We start from the raw sequence: 21,061 nt of genomic DNA on the forward strand, positions 1-21,061 counted from the left end.
TCACCCACTGACATCACGATGCCGAACCACCACCGACAAAAACCCGCAGATCATCACCAGGCTGTCCTTCTGGGTCACAGTCGTGGCCCTCACTTCTCTGCTTGCTTGATGGCGGTGAAGAAGGTGTCTACGAGGTCGGCGGGCATCCGGTAGCCGACGACTTTTCCAAACCCCGGTCCTTGCGGCTCAATCGGTGCGGGCATGCCGTCCGGCCACCAGCCCCTGCGGACGCCGCGTTCCAGGACCCGCTTCAGCGGGGCGCTGTGCCCGCGAAGGCTGGTGTCCTCGTCGTCGCGGAGGTCGTCGGCGGAGACGAACCCGTCGCGGATGGCGGCCTCGCGGACGATACGGCGGGCGCGGGTCGGGAGTTCGGTGTAGTAGCGCTCGGCGCGTTCGGCGGTCCAGGCGGTGTCGATCTCGATGTGGGCGGCGTGATCGGCGAGGAGGCCCAAGAGCCGATTCTGGAAGTCTCCGGTGGGGTCCTCCACGGTGACCGTGATCTTCACGGGGTCTCCCGTAGCAACTGACGTGAATGAACGTGAACTGACGAGACGACAGTACCGGCTCCGCGCATGTCTGTCCATTGTCTATTCACGTTCGGGTAGACGGAAGTGGCGGGTCCCGAGATAGCCGGGGAGAACCTTCCTTAGCGGGGGCGAGAGGTGGGCGCGCCAGGGAAGCGCGCGATGATCAGCCTGGGATAATTTCCCTAATGCGTGGCTACGGAGCACCCCCGCGTCGGCGGGGAGCAGCCGGCGAGCTCGGGCTGGAATTCAAGCAGGACAGGACCATCCCCGCGGGTGCGGGGAGCAGTTCCGCCCGGCGGTGTGGTGGATGACGACCCTGGGACCATCCCCGCGAGTGCGGGGAGCAGAGGATCCCGTTGCCACCCGGCTCCCTCACGTTGGGACCATCCCCGCGGATGCGGGGAGCAGCACAGCCGGCGCGTCTCCACGGCCTCCGGGGCGGGACCATCCCCGCGGATGCGGGGAGCAGCTGCCGGTTCCCTGAATGGCCACGAAAATGTCGGGACCATCCCCGCGGATGCGGGGAGCAGTCCCGAGAGGGTGTTTCCGCAGGTCAGACCCTGGGACCATCCCCGCGGATGCGGGGAGCAGTCCAACATCACGGAAAACCCTGCCTGGATCTCGGGACCATCCCCGCGGATGCGGGGAGCAGACGCCGCGGGTCATCGACGCTGTGACTCGCCTGGGACCATCCCCGCGGATGCGGGGAGCAGGGCTGCCCGTCCGGCGGCCTGGTGCTGGACCCGGGACCATCCCCGCGGATGCGGGGAGCAGGACGAACTCGACTTGGACGAGCTGGTCGAGTCGGGACCATCCCCGCGGATGCGGGGAGCAGCCTTCGTGACCTGCTGTTTTATCTGGCGGGGCAACCGGTTTTGACCAGCTTCGCCGAGTCGGGCATAAGGGACACCGCTCTTTATCGGTTTCCGAAGCGCCGGCGCTTGGCGGCCTTGCTCCACCCACGAGGCGTGGGCACGGGCGCGGCGGTCTGGTCGTTCGGGCGGCGGATCAGGGTGAGGCCCTCGTGGTCCACGGGGTGCCATTTGTGGTCGTGGGTCTCGAAGGCGAAGCCCTGCTCGTTGTCGGTGCCGTAGGCCAGCAGTGCGCGGCCGTTGCCCGCGTACTGCTTCACCTCGTCCCACAGTGCCTCGCGGATCCGTGCGGAGGGGCCGCCGATGAAGACGCCGGGGGAGATCTCCAGCAGCCAGCGGGTGAGGAAGCCGCGCAGCCCCACCGGGCAGTGGGTGAGGACGATGACGGTCACCAGATCACTCCGTCGGCGTAGTTGCGGCCCGAGGCCAGGTCCGGGCCGTGGTCGGTCTGGAGGGTCATCCGGTCCCCCGGTGCGTCGACGGGGTCGCCGTGGGCTGTTGTCGGCAGCAGGAGGTCTTTGATGTCGTTGACGCACCGGTCCAGTAGGCCGGTCTCGTTGACCCTGTCGCGGAGGGCGCGGCGGGTGCGGGAGCCGACGTCCTCGGGGCTCTCCGCTGCCGTCTCGAAGGCGACGGGGATACCGATCTCGGTCTTGTACAGGTCGGCGATGTCCAGCACGAAGGACAGTTCGTGCCCGGAGTGGACGAAGCCCAGGCCCGGTGTGCAGCCCAGGGCCGCGACCACGGCGTGGGCGGTGCCGTACATGCACTGGGCCGCGGCGGTGACGGCCTGGTTGGGCGGATCTCCGGAGGTGAAGTCGCCGGGGGCGAAGCGGCGTCCGCGCCAGGTGACGCCGGTGCGTGCGGCCTCTTTGCGGTAGCAGTCCTTGACGCGTTGCCCTTCCATGCCGAGGAGTTCGCGTCGGGTGCAGCCGGACGGGTCCTCGTCGGGGAAGCGTTTGCGGTACATGGCGCGGGCCACCGCGAGGCGGGTGCGTTGGTTGGCCCACGAGGTGGCCTGGGCCTCGACCAGGGCGGAGGAGCGGGTCAGGGATCGGCCGCCGGCGTAGAAGCGCACGCCGTGTTCGCCGACCCACACCACGCCCGCTCCGCTCTCGCCGAGGACGCTCATGGCCTGATGGGTGACGCGGGTGCCGGGGCCGAGGAGCAGGGTGCCGATGGTGGCGGAGGGGATGTGGACGGTGCCGTCGGCGTCTTCGGCGGTGATGGCGTTGGCGTCGCGGTGCACGGTGCACCGTTCCAGGTAGACGAAGGAGAGGCGGTCGGCTACCCGGGTGAGTTCGCGTGGGGTGGACAGGCCCCGCTTGCCGATGGTGGGCATGGTCCTCACCTTGCGGGGGCGAGGGTCATCAGCCCGCAGCCGTAGGCCTTCGCCTTCCCCAGGCCCGAGGTGAGGGTGCGGCGCAGCGCGTCGGGGTCGGTGACCTGCAGGCGGCCGTCGAAGGTGGCGGTGGTCAGGGTGACGCGGTTCTTCCGGCCGGTGGTGTGCTCGGTCTTGCCGAAGGACAGGTCGCGCCGGTCGCGGACGATCAGCTGGTACTGGTCGCCGTCGGGCAGGCGGCGCTGGTCCAGGGGTTTCTCCAGGATGCGGAAGCCGCTGTCTTTCTGCCGCTTGAGCAGCCAGTCCATCTGGTGCCGGGGGGTGAGGTGGGCGGTGCGCTTGGTCGGCTCGCCTTCTGTGCGGCGGATGCTGTGGACCGGGTTGGCGGTCAGTCGGAAGGCCCAGACGCTGTCGGCCTCCAGCCGGGCCAGGAACGGTGCGTAGGGGCGGGTCTGCCAGCCGGGTCGGTCCGGGTCGGCGGCGGCTGCCGCGGGCCAGCCGGCCTGCTCGACGAGATGGGTGAGGTCGGGCCGGTCGGGGCCGACGATGTAGAGCATGACCTCGGCGCGGGTGGTGTGGTCGACGCGCCACAGCACCCGCGGGCCCGTGGTCGGGGGTGTGTCGGTGGGCAGCAGGGTCGGGAAGGACGACATCACGGCCGCGTGCATCGCCTGAGGCGAGGACAGCAGGCGGCGGGCGCCGGGGCGCGCGGTGTTGAGACGGAAGCGGGTGAGGAACATCAGGCGATCTCTTCGTCCAGGGCGTCGAACGGGTCGTGGGCCGGGACCGTGACTCGACGGGCCTTGCGTGCTTGCGGATTGGCGACGGAGACGGTCTCGGAGCGGACGGTGCGCAACCCGTAGCGGCGATGCCGGGGGTCGAAGCTCAGCGGCTGGTCGCGCAGGCTGTCCCTGGGGCCGCCCCTGGGGTCCGCGTCGAGGAACACCTCCACGTCGACGCGCTGCTCGCTGCGGCGTCGGCGCTGGTACCAGGCGGAGGCGTGCCAGGGCTCGGTGTGCAGCACTTGGCGCAGGTCCGCCCCGGTGCGAACGCCGAGATCGAGGGGGCGGGCCGGCGGACAGGAGCGGCGGCCGAGGTAGGGCAGGTAGACCGGCGCCCGGACGGCCGTGTGCAGTTCGTCGATCAGGGCGTCGTCGCCTTCCACCGCGGCGACGAAGACGGCGTCGGCAAGGTAGAAGCGTTCCGAGACCGGCATGGCCTTGCCCGAGTCGGCGTGGGTTGCGGTCTGGAAGTCGCGGATGCGGGTGCCGGGCTGGTCGACGCGAACGCCGAAGCGCAGTGCGGCCAGGTCGGACAGGTCGGCGGTGCGGTCGCGGCCCTGGGCGGCGGCGAGTAGTCCGAGGACGCCGCTCTTGGTGGGGACGGGTTCGGTGGTGCGCCGGGCGAAACGGGCCGAGGCCCCCCAGGATTGCAGGGGGGCCGCCAGCAGAAGGAGCAGGACGCTCATGCGTTCGGTCCCAGCCGTTCGGCGACGGCCGCTCCGACGGCGTCGACCAGGTCGGTGAGGGTGACCTCGGTGCCCAGCCCGGCCAGCTTGGCGGTGGCGGGGCCGACGCGCAGCACCCAGGAAGGGTCACCGTCGATGCCGTAGGCGCCTTCCAGGTCCGGGACGTACTCGGTGAGCTTTTCGCAGGCCGCCTTCAGGTGGCCGCCGGTGAGGTCCGCGGTGACGGGCTCTTCGAAGGCCGCGACGAAGCTGACCGGGCGGGAGGTGCGGAGCTTGACGATGACTGCGTCCGGGAGGGTGTGGTTGCCGAAGGTGTTGATCTTGCCGGTGGGCAGGGAGGCGATGAAGCCGTGCAGGAACGCCTGGACGGCCCGCCGCACGGGCTCGGTGACGGGCTCGTCGTCGCGCAGGCCCTTGCCGAGGTTGCGGCGCAGCAGGTCGACGTCGACGGCGGCGTAGCGGTACAGCGTCGCGGAGTTGAAGTCGACGGTGCCGATCATGCCCGCGCCGGGCTCGGCGTCGGTGTTCTGGTCGTCGACGGCCGTGTAGTAGTCGGACTCGTTCTCCACCGCGTGCACGCTGAGGGCGTGGGCGACCTGGGCGGCGGCGTCGACGTTGATGTCGGCGGAGTCGGCGACCATCCGGCCGAACAGGGCGATGTCGACCGAGTGGCGGGTGTCGGCGATCTGCCGGGCGCGGGCCTTGTTCTCCTTGGTCTTGAAGTACTTCTTGATGTCGTCCGCGCCTTGGACGGCGAGGTCCGCGAGGCCGTCGAGCTGCCGAGCACTGAGGAACATCAGGTAGGAGGACTCGGGGGCGGGCGCGTCCTCGCCTTTCTTCTTCGCCGCCTCCGCCTTGCGCTTGGGGACCTCGATCTTGGAGCCGGTGGCGGCCTGGATCGTTTCCGCGGCCAGGGTCAGCGCCTCGGCATCGCCCAGGTGGGGCCGGGCGGCCGTGATCCGGTCGGCGAGGAGTTCGGCGACCCGCTTGGTGCGCACGCCCAGCTCGGCGGGGTCGAGCAGGCCGTCGAAGGAGCGGCGGGTGGCCCGCTTCCATGCCTGACTGGACACCCTCGCCCGACGGACCCCGCCGTAGAAGGCGGTCTTCGGGGAGCCGGTGTCGTCCCGGTTGAGGTTGCTGGGCGGGACGGTCTGCAGCACGTGCACGTCGAGGATGGTCCGGCTCACAGGGTGTCGTCCTTCGGGTTCGTGATGGTGGAGTCGTGGTTCTCGTCCGCGCCACCGGGGGCGTCGGCGGTGTCCGGGGAGGTGTCGGAGGTGCGGTGAGCGTGGAAGGACCTCCCCCAGGAGCGGCGGACCCGTTCCGCGCCGCCGGGCTGCTGCCACTGGTGGAGCTGATCGGCGAGGAGGCCGTAGTCCAGCGCGACGGCCTCGCGGCGCAGCAGGGTGACAATCTCCCGCAGCCGCTGGGCCAGCATGGTCGGCGTGGTGGCCGTGGCGGCCCGGACGAAACGCTTGCGGATCGGCTCGTCCACCTCTGGTCCGGGCATCAGACGGCGGACCGCCGCGCCGAGCTCCGGGCCGTAGCGCAGGTGCATGCGCTGGGTGTGGTGGGACTGCTGGTGCAGCGCCCAGAGCGTGAGCGCAATATGGGCGGCCTCCTCCGCCCGCTCCGCCTGCCCGTTTGGCAGTTCGCCGTCGGCGTGGGCCTGGTGGATCGCCTCGTCGGCGCCCAGGCCCCACAGGTCCGGTACCGCGTTGGCGGGTTTGCCGACGCCGCGGCGCAGCCGGGCGAGCGTGGCGACGGCATCGGAGCGGTCGGCGAGGTAGCCCCGCTGGAGTTCGGTGATCCGCTGGTCGACGGCCGCGCCGACCAGGGTCAGCGGTGCGCGTCGGCGAGGCGGGGGCGAGGAGTGTGGCGACGAGGGCGCTGGGATGGTGGGGGTGTTGGTCATGCGTGCACCTTCTGGGTGGTGGGCTCGCCGGAGGCCGAAGCCTCGTCGATAGGGGAGGGCCCGGGGAGGGCCTTGCCGAGTTCCGAGCGGAACCGCAGGTCGGCCGAGGCGGCGTTGCGCCATTCGCCGCGGTCTGTGACGCGGCCCTCCCACGCGGCGGTTCCGGCCTCCTCCACCAGCCGGTCGCCGAGCCGGCCGATGAGCGTGCGCGCCTGCTGCTGCCACCGCCGGCGCTCGCCTTGAGGGTCGTCATCAGGGCCGAGGCGGCTGAGCCAGTGGCGGAACGGGGCGTCCAGGGCGCCGTAGCCCAGATCGCGGGCGGCGGAGCGGCGCGGCTCCGGGTCGGTGCCGGCCGCTCGGGCGAGGTTCTCGGCGAGGTCGCCGAGAACCTTCACCGCCCTGTCGGCGTCGGCGACCGCGTCGATCGCCGCCTGTCCGAAGCGCCGGTCGCTCTCGTGCAGCAGGACGACGGCCAGGGCGACACGGTCGTCGACGACCTCGTCGATCACGGACTGCTGGGTGCCGTAGAGCGCGCCGACGGTGCAGGCCCGCAGGAAGTGTTCACGGGGCAGCACCCGCTCGGTGACCAGCCGGGCCACCCAGTCCAGGACGCGGGGCCGCAGGACCGCGTCGGGTTCCCGGCGTCCGGTGGCCGCCTGGTCGCGGGGGGCGAGCAGGCCGGCCAGGCCGCGCCACGCGACGCGGGCCGGATCGTGCTCCCGAGGGAGGTAGACCAGCGACTCGCCCCGTTTCTTCTCCTGCGCCAGGCTGCGCCGCCAGCCGGTCATCGGTTCGTCCCGGTGCCTGTTGTGCGGCTGCAGAGGGTCGCCGTAGCACAGGACCACGCCATGGACGCCCTCGCGGTCGAAATGGAGCCGCACGCGGCGGGACTGCCAGGTGTACACATCGCGCGGCCCCGACGGGCGGCCCGCGAGGTCCTCGGCGGCAGCGGGCCCGCACGGCTCGCGGCGCCAGGCGGGCCGGTCGTCGTCGCCGACGCGGATCGTGCCGGTGTCGGCGGCGACCAGGTTGAGCAGCAGCGTCTCCCGCAACGAGTCGCCCTCGGCGTACACGCCGCCGAGGTTCCCGGTCCAGCCGACCCCCAGCGGATACACCTTGCCGCTCTTCGCGCGTGGATCTCCTGCGGCGGCGGACTTGATGCCGGAGGTGTCGAAGGCGTGGGCGTGCACCAGCCAGCGCGCGGCCTCGGCGAAATCGAGCCGGTCCACGCCGGGAGAGCGCATGGTGAAGAACGGCTCGCCGTTGGGGACGTCGGCGACGATGCGGTTGAGGGAGGCCACCTCGCCGTTGGCCGTCTCCAGGCCGGCGACCTGGAAGAAGGGGGTGCGCGGGTGCAGCAGGTCGAACCGGTGCCGGTGCCGGTCGAGGTAGTCGGCGACCGGAGCGAACGGGGTGTCGTCCGCCCACAGCTCCGCCCAGGCGTCGATGTCCTCCGGCCCGTCCACGGCGTCGTGGAGGATCGCCAGCAGCAGCCGGAGCAGGGCGAATTCCTGGGTGGGCAGGTCACCCACCAGCCGCCGGATCTCTGCGGCCCGGGCGAAGACCTCTCGCAGGGACAGCTCGTCCCGACCGCCGTCCTGGAACTGCACCGGCAGCCAGGGCCGGTCGGTCAGGTCGAAGGACACGCCGTCACCGGGTGCGGCACCGTTCATCTACCCATCCCCTTGCCTCTCCGTCCCGTCGCGGATCACCCGCAGCCCGTCGTGCGGGTTGTAGCGGAGCTGAAAGCCTGCCAGCCGGGTCTGACAATCCCCACCCGGGCCGTCGTCGAGAGCGAGGATCAACTCGCCCGCCAGCCAGTGGCATTCCTTCGCCTGCCAGGCCGGAACGCACCACTCCTCCAACTCCTCGATCGCCCGATTCAGCACCCGGGGATAGGAGAAGTGATAGGGAAGCCGCAGCCCGCTCGCGGCAACGGCACGCGCCGCCCGCGGCGAAGGGACGGCATCCGTGGGGAGCTCGAGGCCGCCGAGCCCCTGGCCGAGCCACGGCACGGTGGTCAGGGTGCCGTCCGCGCGGCGCCGCACCACCAACACCTCCAGGCTCTCCTGGCCGTCACGGACCTGGGCGCGGCCGGCCCGGGTGTCGTCGGCGTCCCCCACCCCGGCGTCGATCCACCCCACCAGAGGGCGTCCCGCGCGGCGCACCCGGTCCAGGCGGAAGACGTCCGCACCGTGGCGCTGCCGGGCGCGGTGCGCCTCGTGGGCGCGGCGGGCCTCGGCGACGGCCTCCGCCCACGCCGCCGGCCCCTGGGGTTCGCTCCCGTAGGCGCGCTGCACCAGTGGGCTGATGTCCTCCGGCAGCCGCACCACCACACCGGCATCCGGAGTGTCCGCGAAATGCGGCTCCAGGACGGCCAGGGAGCGCAGCAGCAGGTACTCGCCGTAGACGCGCCGGGACCCGCTCACCGGCAGCGGGGCGGGGGTGGCCGTCCAGTCGACCCCGGTCACCAGGCAGCGGGCCGCCCGCAGGCGGGCGGGACGGTCGCTGCGCCGGTGGCGGTGCAGGCGTCCCATGCGCTGTAGCAGCAGGTCGACCGGGCACAGGTCCGACACCAGCAGATCGAAGTCCACGTCCAGGGACTGCTCGGCCACCTGGCTGGCGACCACGATATGACGCCTTTGAGGACGCTGCGGCGGCGTTCCGTCCTCCCCCGGCGGGCCGAAGAGTTCCAGCAACCGGGCGTCCTTGCCGGCTCGGTCCAGGTCCAGGAACCGGGCGTGCGCCACCGTCACCGCCTTCTCACCGAACCGCGCCCGGAGGTGTTCGGCGGCCTCCAGCACCCGGTCCACGGTGTTGCGCACCACCAGGGCGCAGCCCCCGCCGGCCAGCTCCGCCTCCAGGCGGTCGGCGAGAACATCCAGGTCGTCGTCCAGCCGCTCCAGCCTCACCTCGGTACGGCGGCCCGACGCGGCGGGCACGGCGATCTCGGGGTCCGTGCCCGGGGCCACGGCGGTGAGCAGGGGATACCCGCCGGCCTCCGCCAGCACGGCGTACCCCTCCGCATCGTCCCGGGTTCCACCGGCGTACGCCTGGGCCAACTCCCGGCGCCGGGCCGCCGGCAGGGTGGCCGAGAGCACCACCACCGGCACGCGGTAGGCGCCCAGCCAGGCCAGGACCCGGTCCAGGTAGGTGTTCATCCAGGCGTCGTAGGCGTGCGCCTCGTCGATCACCACGACCTTCCCGGCGAACGCCAGATGCCGCAGCGCCAGGTGCCGGCTCTTGAGTCCGGCCATCAACAACTGGTCGATGGTCCCCACCGCGAACGACGCCAGCAGCCCCTTCTTCCGGCCCCGCAGCCATTGGTGGGCGACCAATTCGGCGGGTGCGGAACGCACATCGTCGGACGGGCGCAGCTGGTCCTCGTCGCCGAACTGGTCGACCGCGGCGATGGTGTGCCTGCCGGCACGCAGCAGGTCCGCGTAGGGCTCGTTGAGGGCGGCCTTGGAGTGGGCCAGCAGGACCGACCGCTCCCGCCCCTCCGGGGTGGTGTCGTCCAGGCCGTCGGGCGGCAGCCGGTCGAGCCAGTCCAGCAGCCGGGGGAACATCGCGCTGCCGGTGGCCATGGTCGGCAGGGCGACGAACACCCCGCCCGCACCGGACCGGGCCGCGAAAATCTCCGCAACCGCCAGCGCGGCCTCCGTCTTGCCCTCCCCCATCGGCGCCTCGATCACCATCAACCCGGGCGCCAGCATCGACCGCGCCAGCCGCACCGCCTCCTCCTGCACCGGGCGGACCCGCGCCCCGGGCGGCAGATCAAACCGCGTAGCGAACACCTCGCCCGCCGTGCCTGCGGGAACGGCCGGCGACCACGGCCCGGGAAGCCGCAGCCCCCGCCACGCAGCGGCCACCCGCGCGGCGTCGCCGCGCGGGTGTTCCTCGGGAAAGTACGGGAACAGGTCGGGGTTGCTGGCGATCCAGTCGGCGACGACGACCAACGCGGTCAGCACCACCTGCACCGGCTGAGGCAGCCTCACCCGCTGCCAGTGCGGCAGTCGGTCCCGTACTCCGTAGACATCCGCGCACGCATCCAGCAGTTCGGTCTGCACCCGCCGCCACACCGGCTCGGACGGGCCGGGCGTACGCAACAGCTCGGGATGGTGGTCGAGGTCGAGGATCTGACCGTGTCCCGGCGGCACCCCGTGGTGCCCGCCGGCGACCACGGCGAACTGCACCGTGGCCCGCTCGGGCCAGCCGAACCGCTCCACCAGCCATTCCTGAATGAGGAGTTGACCGGCCAGGCCGTGCGGAGCCATCCGCCGATCGTCACCCACCTGCTTGGGCCCCGGCATGTCGAGCCCCACCGCCCGCATCCGGTCCGCTAGAGCATCCACCTGGCAAGCGAACGCCGGTGTCGCCTTGCCAACGTCGTGGCCGGCCGCACACCACACCGCGAGTCGCCGCGCGTCCTCCATGCCCCCGGGCAGCGGCCCGGCCACCAGCGCCTGGACGTTCCTCGGAAGCCACCGGTCCCACAACAGACCGGCCACCGCGGCGCTGTCGGCCATGTGCCGCCACAACGGCAGCCACCCGTCGGTCGCCCGGTCGTGTTTGGCCCACACCGTCCGCACCGCCCCGGCCAGACACTCCCCCAACCCCGGCCCCCCGGCCCCCTCCTCGATCACGCCGCCATTGAACACCCGCCCGGCCCACCCACCACACACATGACCGAAAATGACCAAATCTGCGCGACCCGGAAACGAACCGATCCCCCGTTATGTTCTTCGCGGTCCTGCAAGAGGACCGCTGGCCTCCGGGCCCGGCATGACTGTTCCCCCCTGTCGAACCGATGACCTGGGGGTGGTGTCACCGGGCCCGAGAGGCGCCGTTGGAGACGCTGATGAGAGGTCCGACCACCGCCCGGCCGGGCGCAATGCCCGGCCATGTACGGGCGGCAGGTCTGCATAACGTGGATGCGCGCATACGACGCCAACGCCCTGGCCAGCACCGCACCAACCCCGTTCGGGAGGATGGTTTGGACGACATCGACGACGTGGGCGTCTTCCTCGGCCTGGACGTCGGCAAAAGCGCCCACCACGGGCACGGGCTCACCCCGGCCGGCAAGAAGGTCTTCGACAAGCAGCTGCCCAACACCGAACCCAAGCTGCGGGCGGTGTTCGACAAGCTGGCCGCGAAGTTCGGCACCGTGCTGGTGATCGTGGACCAGCCCGCCTCCATCGGAGCCCTCCCGCTCACCGTCGCCCGGGACGCGGGCTGCAAGGTCGCCTACCTGCCGGGCCTGGCCATGCGGCGGATCGCCGACCTGTATCCGGGCGAGGCGAAGACCGATGCGAAGGACGCCGCGGTGATCGCGGACGCCGCACGGACGATGCCGCACACCCTGCGCTCGCTTCAGCTGACCGACGAGATCACCGCCGAGTTGACCGTGCTGGTCGGCTTCGACACCGACCTCGCGGCCGAAGCCACCCGCACCTCCAACCGGATACGCGGCCTGCTCACCCAGTTCCACCCCAGCCTGGAACGCGTGCTCGGGCCGCGTCTGGACCACCAGGCGGTGACCTGGCTGCTGGAACGCTACGGTTCCCCGGCCGCGCTGCGAAAGGCCGGTCGCCGCAGGCTGGTCGAGGTGATCCGGCCCAAGGCCCCGCGCATGGCCGCCCGGCTGATCGACGAGATCTTTACCGCGCTCGACGAGCAGACCGTCGTGGTCCCGGGCACCGGCACGCTCGACATCGTGATCCCGTCCCTGGCCCGATCGCTCGCCGCTGTTCACGAACAGCGCCGGGCCTTGGAGGCCCAGATCGAGGCCCTGCTGGAGGAGCACCCTCTTTCGAAGGTCCTGACCTCGATGCCGGGAGTCGCGGTCAGGACCGCCGCCGTCCTGCTGGTCACCGTCGGCGACGGCACCAGCTTCCCCACCGCCGCCCACTTGGCCTCCTACGCCGGTCTCGCCCCGGCGACGAAATCCTCGGGGACCTCAATCCATGGCAAGCACGCGCCACGGGGCGGCAACCGGCAGCTGAAACGGGCGATGTTCCTGTCCGCGTTCGCTGCCCTGCACGATCCCGCCTCCCGTTCCTACTACGACCGGTGTCGGACCCGCGGGAAGACCCACACGCAGGCTCTTCTCCGCCTGGCTCGCCACCGCATCAGCGTGCTGTTCGCGATGCTCCGCGACGGCACCTTCTACGAACCCAGGACCCCACGCCTCGCTTGACGAAGGACATAGAGGCCCCCCCGCAGACGCGAGAAGCAGCCGGCGGTCTGGGTGAACACGACACCGTTGACGGGACCATCCCCGCGGACGCGAGGAGCAGATGGCGCCGCGGTCGAGGGCGGCCGTCGCCTGGGGACCATCCCCGCATGCGTGGGGAGCAGCTCGGCGAGCACCGCTCGGACCACGGCGGTCAGGGACCATCCCCGCGGGTGCGGGGAGCAGACGGTGCTGCTGCTGGTGGCCGTGATCCTGCTGGGACCATCCCCGCGGGTGCGGGGAGCAGTCGTCGGCGATGGCGGCCATCTCGGCGAGGTAGGGACCATCCCCGCGGGTGCGGGGAGCAGATCGACGTCCTCGACTTCGACAACTACCAGACCGGACCATCCCCGCGGGTGCGGGGAGCAGGTGGCCGCAACCGTGAGCGTCACGCTGCCGGTGGGACCATCCCCGCGGGTGCGGGGAGCAGGCGATCCTGCCGCTGCTGCCGCCGATCCTCCAGGGACCATCCCCGCGGGTGCGGGGAGCAGAGCTGGGCCAGCAGCCAGGCGCGGGTGGCGTCGGGACCATCCCCGCGGGTGCGGGGAGCAGGAGTTCAGCCGCGTCCTCTTCGGTAAGCCCCCAGGGACCATCCCCGCGGGTGCGGGGAGCAGACTCGATGACCTGCGACTTTATCCGGCGGAGCACCGGGTTTTGACCAACTTCACCGCATCGGGCATTACCGACAATCCTTTCCGGATGGCCCAGGCTCTCTCGGGAAGTGGGGCGGGTGGCGCCTCGGTTAAGGCTTCCCCATGTCGCCGCCGACGGTGCCTGCCAAGAGCCGATGCCGACGGAAAGGCCAGGGTAGGCCCAGCACCGGCCCCATCGTCTCCGGAAGACGCAGAACACGGCCCCGACCTTGGCCGTTTCGGGCACCCTGCCATCACGATCGGCTCGGGGCGGTGATCCGCGGTCCTCGCCGCGCCCCGGCCACCCGCCACACCGGCGGGGCGGGGCGAGGCGGTGGCCGCGCGGTCGAGAAACGTGGCTCGCAGGGCGGCCAGGGTCGCGCAACGCGCGGCGGACGTAGCCGGCGGCCTGGTTGCCGGGACCATCCCCGCGGGCGCGGAGAGCAGATGTCGCCGATCGGCTCCTCGTCGCGACCTTGGGACCATCCCCGCAGGCGCGGGGAGCAGGACACCGGCGAGATCGGCGCCGACTACCGCGAGGGACCATCCCCGCGGGCGCGGAGAGCAGCCCGACGGCGCCGCGGTCGAGGATCGCGTCGAGGGACCATCCCCGCGGGCGCGGGGAGCAGCGTACGTGGGCCTGTTCGCCGGCGAACCCGTCGGGACCATCCCCGCGGATGCGGGGAGCAGGGCGTGACGCCGCTGGCCGTCAGCGGGCTGGAGGGACCATCCCCGCGGGCGCGGGGAGCGGCTCGATGGCCTGCGACTCTATCCGGCGGGGCACCGGGTTCTGACCGGCTTCACCGCATCGGACATCACGGACCGCAGCAGGACGAGACGGGCTCCAGGAACTTGCCTCACCTCCTCCATCGGTCAGGCCTCCGGATCCCAGGCGCCCGCGAAGAACGCCACCTCCAGCAGGTCCGAACCCGACCGGGACCACCCGATCCCGGCTGCGGCCAGCTGCCCGGCGGCGGTCATCCACCCCAGGCACACCCCGTAGCGGTGGGGCGTCCAGCCGCCGTCCCACCAGGTCCAGGCCGCCACGGCCGCGGCAGCCGGCCATCGAGGACCATCCCCGCAGGTGCGGGGAGCAGCGTAGCGACCGGCTTACGTTCCGGTATAGGGGCGGGATCACCCCCGCAAGCGCAGGGAGCAGGCTTCGATCGTGTCGGCCAGCCGCTCGTAGGCGGGACCATCCCCGCAGGCGCGGGAAGCAGACGCCGACCATCGCTTGTATCGGGTCGATGATGGGACCATCCCCGCGGACGCGGGGAGCAGGGGGCGCGCTTTCTGCGCCAGGAGTTCTTCACGGGATCATCCCCGCGGATGCGGGGAGCAGACCATCACCGTAGGGACGATCACGCTGCCGGTGGGATCATCCCCGCGGGTGTGGGGAGCAGGAGGAAAAGGCGCGGGTCAAGTCCTCGGCCATGGGACCATCCCCGCGGGTGCGGGGAGCAGACCAGCGCACGCCCCAGCTCGGTCACGTAGGCGGGATCATCCCCGCTGGTGCGGGGAACATCTGGTGACCTGCGACTTTATCCGGCGGGGCACCGGTTTTCGACCAGCTTCACCGAGTCGGGCATACAGGGCATCGTTTTCTACCAGTTTCCGAAGCGTCGACGCCTGGAGGCCTTGCTCCAGCCACGGGGTGGGACGCGGGCATGGTGGTCTGGTCGTGCGGGCGGAGGATCAGGGTGAGGCCTTCGTGGTCCACGGGGTGCCATTTGTTGTGGTCGTGGGTTTCGAAGGCGAAGCCCTGCTCGTTGTCGGTGTTGTAGGCCAGCAGTGCGCGGCCGTTGCCCGCGTACTGCTTCACCTCGTCCCACAGCGCCTCGCGGATCCGGGCGGAGGGGCCAAGGTGGCGGTGGACAGGGTCACGCAGTTCCGGCGGCCGGTGGTGTGTTCGGCCTTGCCGAAGGACAGGCCGCGCCGGCGGCTACGAGCGTTGGCGGGTTCGCTGAGCAGACCTTGCCGAGGCAGGGTGTCAGTAGCGGATGGGACACTCATCTGATGGCACTGAGGTCCCCTAGTTTTCTGGACCTGGAGACGCTTTTGTCCCAGGCGGAGTACCACGACATCGACGTCCCCAAGTCCCAGGAAATCGTCGAGACGACCGTGAGCAAACGCTCCGGCGGAGGGAAGGCTGGCATCGGCGCGCTTGCGTTGAACGGGTCGGCGGGCAGCGACTTTCAGTATCAGTCGACGTACAGCCTGCAACCTCGGGAAAAAGCGACGGTCTCCAAGGTGATAGACGAGCTGATTCGTCAGAAGGCAGTGCAGGTCAACCCCGTCGGCGACTCGGCTCTCTCCCGGGATGTGCTGGTTGAGATCGAGGGCACCGCGCGGATCACCGCGGTCAGCGTGCTGAGTAAGGTGTTCTTCGTCTTCCGCCGCCTCATGCTGGCTCGCGACATCAATGACCTGAACGAGCTCGCCAACCTGGACTTGGAAGACGCTGACGTCGCCGAGGAGATCCAGCGAGTCTACCTCCGGAACGAACTGCTCCCGCTTCCGCTCTTGTTGGAGGTTTCCGGCAGCTCGTTGCCGCACAAGGTGTACGTGAATGTGCGCCCAGACTTCTTCATCGACGAAGCCTCAGCAGACCGTGTGGAAGGAGATCTGCGCGTTCTGGGTAGCGTGTCCAAGTTGGTCCTTGACGGAGAGTACCGCGTCACCGATGAATGGCTGCTGCACGGTTGGGAGTTCATGATGCGTCGCATCATGATGGCGCAGATTCAGGACGACCTCGAAGAGGTGACCCAGCAGTTGGAGCGACTGGGCCTCAACCTGCCCGATGACGACGTCCACGCGTACATCTCTGGTCCGGCCATCGTCATCGACGCCATCGCGCTGTACTGAGCGCACAAGCTCGTAGGCCCTGCGGGCCCAGCTGGAAGTCTCAGGACTATCCCCCACGGACACAGGGAGCAGGCGCTGATCGGCGCTGCGTCCGCAGAGTACGAGAGACCATCCCCGCGGGCGCGGGGAGCAGCGCAGGGTGTGGGTACCTGCGGCCCGCTTCACGGGACCATCCCCGCAGGCGCGGGGAGCAGATCAGGACCGTCTCGCCGCGCTGCCCGTCCTCGGGGTCATCCCCGCATGCGCGGGGAGCAGAGCGCACGCCCCCGGCCGCGCGCCCCTCTCCCGGGGTCATCCCCGCATGCGCGGGGAGCAGTTTGGCGTCTCGGCGTCCTCGGCGATGGCGCGGGGGTCATCCCCGCATGCGCGGGGAGCAGAAGGGTTGCCCTCTACGGGCCGTGAACGGGGCGGGGTCATCCCCGCATGCGCGGGGAGCAGACCACCGTCCACTCCGGGCTGGCTCCGATGACGGGGTCATCCCCGCATGCGCGGGGAGCAGGAAAGCGGCCGGTGGGCCGCGGTCACCCCCGCGGGGTCATCCCCGCATGCGCGGGGAGCAGACTCGGTGACCTGGGGCTTCATCCGGCGGAGCACCAGGTTTCGACCAGCTTCACCGAATCGGACATCACCGACAGTCCTTATCCAGACAGCCCAAACTCCCTCGGAGAACGGGACGGGTGACGCCTCGGCCAGGGGTCTTCCCCATGCCGCTGACGGGAGACCAGGGTAGGACCAGCACCGGCCCCACCGTCTCCGGAAGTCCCCGCAGGTGCGGGGAGCAGCGCGGGGGCGCGACCTTCAACCGCATTCAGGTGGGACCATCCCCGCGGGTGCGGGGAGCAGGAGTCGGGCGCGGCGTGCGGCGACGTCGGCTTGGGATCATCCCCGCGAACGCGGGGAGCAGACTCGGTGACCTGCGACTTTATCCACCGGGGCGGCGGTTCCCGACCACTTTCACCGAATCGGACACCACGGACCGCAGCAGGACGAGACGGGCCCCAGGAGCTCGCCGCGCCTCCTCCACCGGTCAGGCCACCGGATCCCAGACGCCCGCGAAGAGGGCCAACCCCAGCAGGTCCGGACCCGACCGGGGCCACCCGACCCCGGCCGTCGCCGCGCGGCAGATCGGCCACCGGGGACCATCCCCGCAGGCGCGAGGAGCAGCGGATCACGGTGCCGATCCACTCGCCGCCGTTGGCGGTCATCCCCACGGGCGCGGGGAGCAGTGCGTCGCGGCCGTGGACACGCTCCAGTACGCGGGACCATCCCCGCGGGCGCGGAGAGCAGGCCGTAGGCGGCCCTCAGACGCGACGGGAGCCGGGACCATCCCCGCGGGTGCGGGGAGCAGCACGCGGCGCCCGGCGCGGCGGTCGCGGAGTTGGGACCATCCCCGCGGGCGCGGAGAGCAGATCGTGTGGCCCAAGAACCTGGGCACCGTGGAGGGACCATCCCCGCGGATGCGGGGAGCAGGCCCGCTGTGCGTCGGCGAGGCGGCGTTGCGCGGGACCATCCCCGCGGGCGCGGGGCCGACACAGCCCGGCCACACCCGATCAAGACCGGGGCGGGAGCCCTCCCCACCGGCCGGCTGTTCACAAGGACCGGTAGATCCCCTCGGGGTCATCGTGGGCCCACGCCGCGAACTCCTCGAAGCCCAGATTGCCGATACTCAGATTCGCGTGGACCTCGTGGACCCCCGCGGGGAGGGTGCGGAACGCGCGGCCGAACTCGATCAGCCGCTCGTGGTCCTCATCGTCCACGCACTCCTCCCGCGTCAACGTGGTGACCGCCAGCAGCGCGCGGGGCTCGGCCCGCATGGTCGTCCGATCGGCCAGAAAAACCACGGCCAGGTCCTCGACGGCGCGGACCGCGGTCAGCACCTCGTCAACGGTCGCCCCCGCCCAGACCGGATCGTCGACAAGGTGGACGTGCGCCTCGTACCGCCGGTCCCCCAGGGCTCCAGCAGCGCCGCCGCCACCTCCCGCCACGCCCGCTCGTCGTGGTCATCGGTCCGGACCACCAGGGCGTCGAACTCACCACGGCCGGTGACGGCGGGCAACACTCTCATGGCTCCTTCTCCCCTGTGACGATCGGTAGGCCGTGCCGTGACTGTCTCATGGGCCACTGTCACGCCCCGCCGGATCGGCGTTCGCCCTGGGCGGCCAGCGGTGAGACTCGGACCCGGTCCGGACGAGCGTGCCGCGGAAGGTGAGCCGTGCGGTCGGCTCACCTCCTGCGGGTGCGGGGAGCAGACGCCGTCCCCGGTCGCCCCGTACGCGGCCGTGGGACCATCCCCGCAGGCGCGGGGAGCAGACGCTGCTGGACGCGCGGGCCGTCGCCGCGGTGGGACCATCCCCGCATGCGCGGGGAGCAGGGCCCGCTTACGTTGTGTGATTCCTCCGGTCCGGGACCATCCCCGTATGCGCGGGGAGCAGTTGTGGGCGTGGAACACGGTGCTGAAGCCGGTGGGACCATCCCCGCATGCGCGGGGAGCAGTTCGAGGCGTCCCAGGCGTCCCCGTCCCTCCCGGGACCATCCCCGCATGCGCGAGGAGCAGGCCGTGCAGGCATGCGGCTACTCCGCGCAGTCGGGGCCATCCCCGCAGGTGCGGGGAGCAGGGCCGGAACTTGCGGCGCGAGACGGCTTCGCTGGGGCCATCCCCGCAGGTGCGGGGAGCAGCTTCGGGGTCATCTTGGCGACAGGTTGGGCGGGGGGCCATCCCCGCAGGTGCGGGGAGCAGCTTCGGGGTCATCTTGGCGACAGGTTGGGCGGGGGGCCATCCCCGCAGGTGCGGGGAGCAGCCCGCAGGTCAGAGGGGGGGCGAAACTCTGTTGGGGCCATCCCCGCAGGTGCGGGGAGCAGACTCGGTGACCTGCGACTCTATCCACCGGGGCGGCGGTTTCCGACCAGCTTCACCGAATCGGACATCACAGGCAGATCTCCCTCAGTGGCTGAGCCGTTGACGGCAACGGATCGTAATGCCGAGTACGGGAAGTCCGCTGTCGCGGGACGAGCCTCACCCCTGGACAGGCGTCAGACCTCCAGGAGGAACCCGATCACCAAGACCAGGCCCGCATGCCCGAGGCGTCACGTGCCGACCGGTGCCCCCTACCGCGCCACCTCGCCCTTCGGCCGGAGCACCGTCGAGCACGTCTCCCGCTTGCCGAGAGTTGTGCGGCGCCGGCGCCGCACCCCGAGGCGGGCGCTCGTCTTCCCGGCCGGCGACGTCCGGCAACCGGCCGCCTGGGGGCCCGTCCACCGGCTTCCGCACGGGCCCGGCTGCGCCATCGGGGGCCGACGGCGTGGCAAGGGCCGGGTGGGGTGCCCGGGGAACGGGTCGGCCGGTTCAGCGGGCGGTCGGCAGCTTGTTCAGCGGCCGGCGGTCCTGGCCATGTCCGGCCACCCGCCACACCGGCCGGTTGGGCCCGTGGACGGTCAGCCGGTGCAGGGTCGTGGTCGCCACGATCAACTGCCAGCGCCGTATGGGCGGGATGGCGGCCGCGCGGTCGTGGAAGACCGCCTCGCGGGTGTCCGGTGCGGCGCGGCGCGGGGCGGGGGCGAAGACGACCAGCACCGGCGGGAAGGACCGGTTGCCGCAGGAGCCACCGTATCTTTCTTCCCAGGGGCGGCGTGGGGTGCGGACGGCGGTGCCGCGGCCGGTCGGGGGTGCGGTGCGGTAGGCGTCGTAGCGCTCCAGTTTGGCGGTCAGGCGGGCGTAGGACATCGTGCCGCGGTCCACTTCCACGAAGGCGGTGCGGCCGTCGGCCAGGAGCACCACGGCGTCGGGGACGAGCGTTCCGGCCGAGGTGGGGTGGGCAATTTCGAGGTGCCAGTCGCCAGCGTCGGCGACGTGGGTTTGGTGGAAGGCGATGGCGGTGTCGACCACGGCCAGGGCGTGCTCGCGCAGGCCGGTCTTCGCGGCCGCGCGGCGGGCGGCGGTCCGGGAGCCGGCCGCGAGGGGGAGGGCACCGGAGGCGGCGGCCTCGGCCAGCCCGGCCGGGGTGCAGTACCAGTAGCTCTGTTGAGCGCGCTGGGCCCGGCCGACCAGGGCCGGGGATTCGGCGCGCAGGTCGCGCAGCGCGCGGCGGATGTAGTCGGTGCCCTGCTGGTGCGGCAGCAGCAGCGCCCGGAGTTGGTGCGGGGTGGCCAGCCTCAGCCGGGCCAGGGTGAGGAGGACCTCGCCGCGGATCTCGGCTCCGGCCCGGGCGGCGGTCTTCGTACGGGGCCGGGACGCTATCTCCGGCAATTTTTTAGGGGAGATAGCGGAGTCGCAGCCGGCTCCGGCGGGCGGACAAGGGGCCTGATCAGCAACAGCGGGCTGGAAGCCGGTCGGGGCTGTGGGGCTGGGTGCGGGGCTCGCCACAGGGTCCGCCGCAGGGCCGGCTGCCGTGGCGGCATCCGGGGCTCCCCGCCCGGTGCGCAAGGGGCGCTGCTGAAACGGTGCAGGGTGTCGGGTGGAGTCGGCGGCGGTCATCGTTTCCTCGTTTTTCTCCGGCGGTGCGGGCCGGTTCGGCGGTCTGGGCCAGCCCGCACGCGCGAGACGTACGGGCCGCTGACCACCGTGCAGAGACACCCCTTGTCCGCGGCCTGGCCACCCACGCCCGGCAGTGTCCGTTATGCCCCTGGACCACCCCTTTCCCGACCGGTTTGTCCGTGGCAGAGGACACATCCGGTGCGTCTGGTGTATCGCCCACACGGCATCGTGGGGTGCTTACGGCGTAAGCACCCCACGATGTTGCGCTGGCTGTGGTGCGGGCGGTTCGGCTCGGTGGCTATGCCGTAAGCAGTTCGATCAGCTTCTTCAGCTGTTCTGCGGTCAGGCGGTTGCGAAGGTCCTCTGCCAGAGCCGACAGCTCTTCTTCCTGTTCCGGCGGGAGCGAGGAAGACACACCTGTTGAGGAAGATGCACCTGTTGCGGCGTCCTGCCTCGTTTCCTCGTCCGAGTTCGTCGCGGGAGTCGGGGTGCTTACGGCGTAAGCACCCTGCGAGAGCTGCCGCCTGCGCTTCTTACCTTTCGCGCGCTCGGCGAGTGCTTCTTCAGCGGCGCTGTGCTGTTGCTGTTCGGGGAGTTGGCCAACGCGGCGGGCGACCTCGACCGGGAGGCTTTTGTCCTCGACGGCCCTCTGCAGGTCGGGGGTGAGCTTTACAGGCCATCTCATTTGGGGTGGTCGGTAGTCTGCGGGCGTGACGATCGTGGAGCGACTGGTG

At 71.3% G+C, this 21,061-nt stretch carries 14 protein-coding genes, 2 pseudogenes and 4 CRISPR repeat arrays; of the genes and pseudogenes, 2 read left to right on the top strand and 14 right to left on the bottom strand.

Features of this window, described 5'->3' with window-relative positions; all coding sequences use genetic code 11:
• Window positions 1-89: 89 nt before the first annotated feature.
• The 9 genes from ABD335_RS07670 to cas3 all read right to left on the bottom strand — a co-directional run bounded on the left by ABD335_RS07670 (window position 90) and on the right by cas3 (window position 10,770).
• A complete protein-coding gene (locus ABD335_RS07670) occupies window positions 90-506 on the bottom strand; it encodes a hypothetical protein (RefSeq protein WP_344321349.1) in 417 nt (138 codons plus the stop codon).
• A 278-nt stretch (window positions 507-784) separates the two neighbouring features.
• Window positions 785-1,362: a CRISPR direct-repeat array (repeat unit 29 nt; unit sequence GGGACCATCCCCGCGGATGCGGGGAGCAG).
• Window positions 1,363-1,443: 81 nt separating this feature from the next.
• Entirely contained in the window at window positions 1,444-1,791 is a 348-nt protein-coding gene (gene cas2e, locus ABD335_RS07675) for a type I-E CRISPR-associated endoribonuclease Cas2e (protein ID WP_344321350.1), read from the bottom strand.
• Complete coding sequence (gene cas1e, locus ABD335_RS07680) at window positions 1,788-2,741, bottom strand: type I-E CRISPR-associated endonuclease Cas1e (RefSeq protein ID WP_344321351.1); 954 nt, start codon at window positions 2,739-2,741, stop codon at window positions 1,788-1,790. The genes cas2e and cas1e overlap by 4 nt, the downstream gene beginning before the upstream one ends.
• A gap of 5 nt (window positions 2,742-2,746) precedes the next feature.
• Window positions 2,747-3,481: a type I-E CRISPR-associated protein Cas6/Cse3/CasE gene (cas6e, locus tag ABD335_RS07685; protein WP_344321352.1), complete on the bottom strand. Its 735-nt coding sequence runs from the start codon at window positions 3,479-3,481 to the stop codon at window positions 2,747-2,749.
• On the bottom strand, window positions 3,481-4,209 hold the full coding sequence (gene cas5e, locus ABD335_RS07690; protein ID WP_344321353.1) for a type I-E CRISPR-associated protein Cas5/CasD: 729 nt from the start codon (window positions 4,207-4,209) through the stop codon (window positions 3,481-3,483). The genes cas6e and cas5e overlap by 1 nt, the downstream gene beginning before the upstream one ends.
• On the bottom strand, window positions 4,206-5,396 hold the full coding sequence (gene cas7e / locus ABD335_RS07695) for a type I-E CRISPR-associated protein Cas7/Cse4/CasC (RefSeq protein ID WP_344321354.1): 1,191 nt from the start codon (window positions 5,394-5,396) through the stop codon (window positions 4,206-4,208). Before cas7e ends, cas5e begins: the two co-directional genes overlap by 4 nt.
• The gene (gene casB, locus ABD335_RS07700) at window positions 5,393-6,124 is read right to left on the bottom strand and encodes a type I-E CRISPR-associated protein Cse2/CasB (protein ID WP_344321355.1); all 732 of its coding nucleotides are present in this window, start codon (window positions 6,122-6,124) and stop codon (window positions 5,393-5,395) included. Before casB ends, cas7e begins: the two co-directional genes overlap by 4 nt.
• Entirely contained in the window at window positions 6,121-7,797 is a 1,677-nt protein-coding gene (gene casA, locus ABD335_RS07705) for a type I-E CRISPR-associated protein Cse1/CasA (protein ID WP_344321356.1), read from the bottom strand. The genes casB and casA overlap by 4 nt, the downstream gene beginning before the upstream one ends.
• Window positions 7,798-10,770: a CRISPR-associated helicase Cas3' gene (gene cas3 / locus ABD335_RS07710; RefSeq protein WP_425583565.1), complete on the bottom strand. Its 2,973-nt coding sequence runs from the start codon at window positions 10,768-10,770 to the stop codon at window positions 7,798-7,800.
• Between the two features lie 350 nt (window positions 10,771-11,120).
• On the opposite strand from cas3, the gene ABD335_RS07715 reads away from it, so the two are divergent.
• Window positions 11,121-12,323 (top strand): IS110 family RNA-guided transposase, encoded by a 1,203-nt coding sequence (locus ABD335_RS07715; protein WP_344321357.1) that lies wholly within the window; start codon window positions 11,121-11,123, stop codon window positions 12,321-12,323.
• Between the two features lie 71 nt (window positions 12,324-12,394).
• Window positions 12,395-12,974: a CRISPR direct-repeat array (repeat unit 29 nt; unit sequence GGGACCATCCCCGCGGGTGCGGGGAGCAG).
• A gap of 435 nt (window positions 12,975-13,409) precedes the next feature.
• Window positions 13,410-13,742: direct repeats of the CRISPR family, unit length 29 nt.
• Between the two features lie 122 nt (window positions 13,743-13,864).
• Here the strand turns inward: ABD335_RS07715 and ABD335_RS07720 are convergent.
• Together ABD335_RS07720 and ABD335_RS07725 are read right to left on the bottom strand one after the other, a co-directional pair.
• Entirely contained in the window at window positions 13,865-14,038 is a 174-nt protein-coding gene (locus ABD335_RS07720; RefSeq protein WP_344321358.1) for a hypothetical protein, read from the bottom strand.
• Window positions 14,039-14,595: 557 nt separating this feature from the next.
• A pseudogene (locus tag ABD335_RS07725) lies at window positions 14,596-14,849 on the bottom strand (type I-E CRISPR-associated endoribonuclease Cas2); the annotation flags it as partial.
• 158 nt (window positions 14,850-15,007) lie between these two features.
• Here ABD335_RS07725 and ABD335_RS07730 point away from each other — a divergent pair.
• Window positions 15,008-15,856 carry a DUF6414 family protein gene (locus ABD335_RS07730; RefSeq protein ID WP_344321359.1) on the top strand — a complete coding sequence of 283 codons (849 nt, stop codon included), beginning with the start codon at window positions 15,008-15,010 and terminating at the stop codon, window positions 15,854-15,856.
• A gap of 1,589 nt (window positions 15,857-17,445) precedes the next feature.
• Here ABD335_RS07730 and ABD335_RS07735 read toward each other — a convergent pair.
• The 3 genes and pseudogenes from ABD335_RS07735 to ABD335_RS07745 form a co-directional block, all read right to left on the bottom strand.
• A complete protein-coding gene (locus ABD335_RS07735) occupies window positions 17,446-17,841 on the bottom strand; it encodes a DUF6924 domain-containing protein (protein ID WP_344321360.1) in 396 nt (131 codons plus the stop codon).
• Between the two features lie 296 nt (window positions 17,842-18,137).
• A CRISPR array of direct repeats spans window positions 18,138-18,715; the repeat unit is 29 nt; unit sequence GGGGCCATCCCCGCAGGTGCGGGGAGCAG.
• A 484-nt stretch (window positions 18,716-19,199) separates the two neighbouring features.
• Window positions 19,200-20,099: a replication-relaxation family protein gene (locus tag ABD335_RS07740; protein WP_344321361.1), complete on the bottom strand. Its 900-nt coding sequence runs from the start codon at window positions 20,097-20,099 to the stop codon at window positions 19,200-19,202.
• 526 nt (window positions 20,100-20,625) lie between these two features.
• Window positions 20,626-21,061, bottom strand: a pseudogene (locus tag ABD335_RS07745) (hypothetical protein); the annotation flags it as partial.

Source organism: Streptomyces macrosporus (assembly GCF_039533145.1).
Lineage (GTDB): Bacteria > Actinomycetota > Actinomycetes > Streptomycetales > Streptomycetaceae > Streptomyces > Streptomyces macrosporus.

Bases quoted from the DNA above. Each gene is read 5' to 3' on its own strand.
- cas1e (WP_344321351.1), bottom strand. From the start codon at position 2,741: ATGCCCACCATCGGCAAGCGGGGCCTGTCCACCCCACGCGAACTCACC.
- cas6e (WP_344321352.1), bottom strand. From the start codon at position 3,481: ATGTTCCTCACCCGCTTCCGTCTCAACACCGCGCGCCCCGGCGCCCGC.
- cas5e (WP_344321353.1), bottom strand. From the start codon at position 4,209: ATGAGCGTCCTGCTCCTTCTGCTGGCGGCCCCCCTGCAATCCTGGGGG.
- casB (WP_344321355.1), bottom strand. From the start codon at position 6,124: ATGACCAACACCCCCACCATCCCAGCGCCCTCGTCGCCACACTCCTCG.
- casA (WP_344321356.1), bottom strand. From the start codon at position 7,797: ATGAACGGTGCCGCACCCGGTGACGGCGTGTCCTTCGACCTGACCGAC.
- ABD335_RS07730 (WP_344321359.1), top strand. From the start codon at position 15,008: ATGGCACTGAGGTCCCCTAGTTTTCTGGACCTGGAGACGCTTTTGTCC.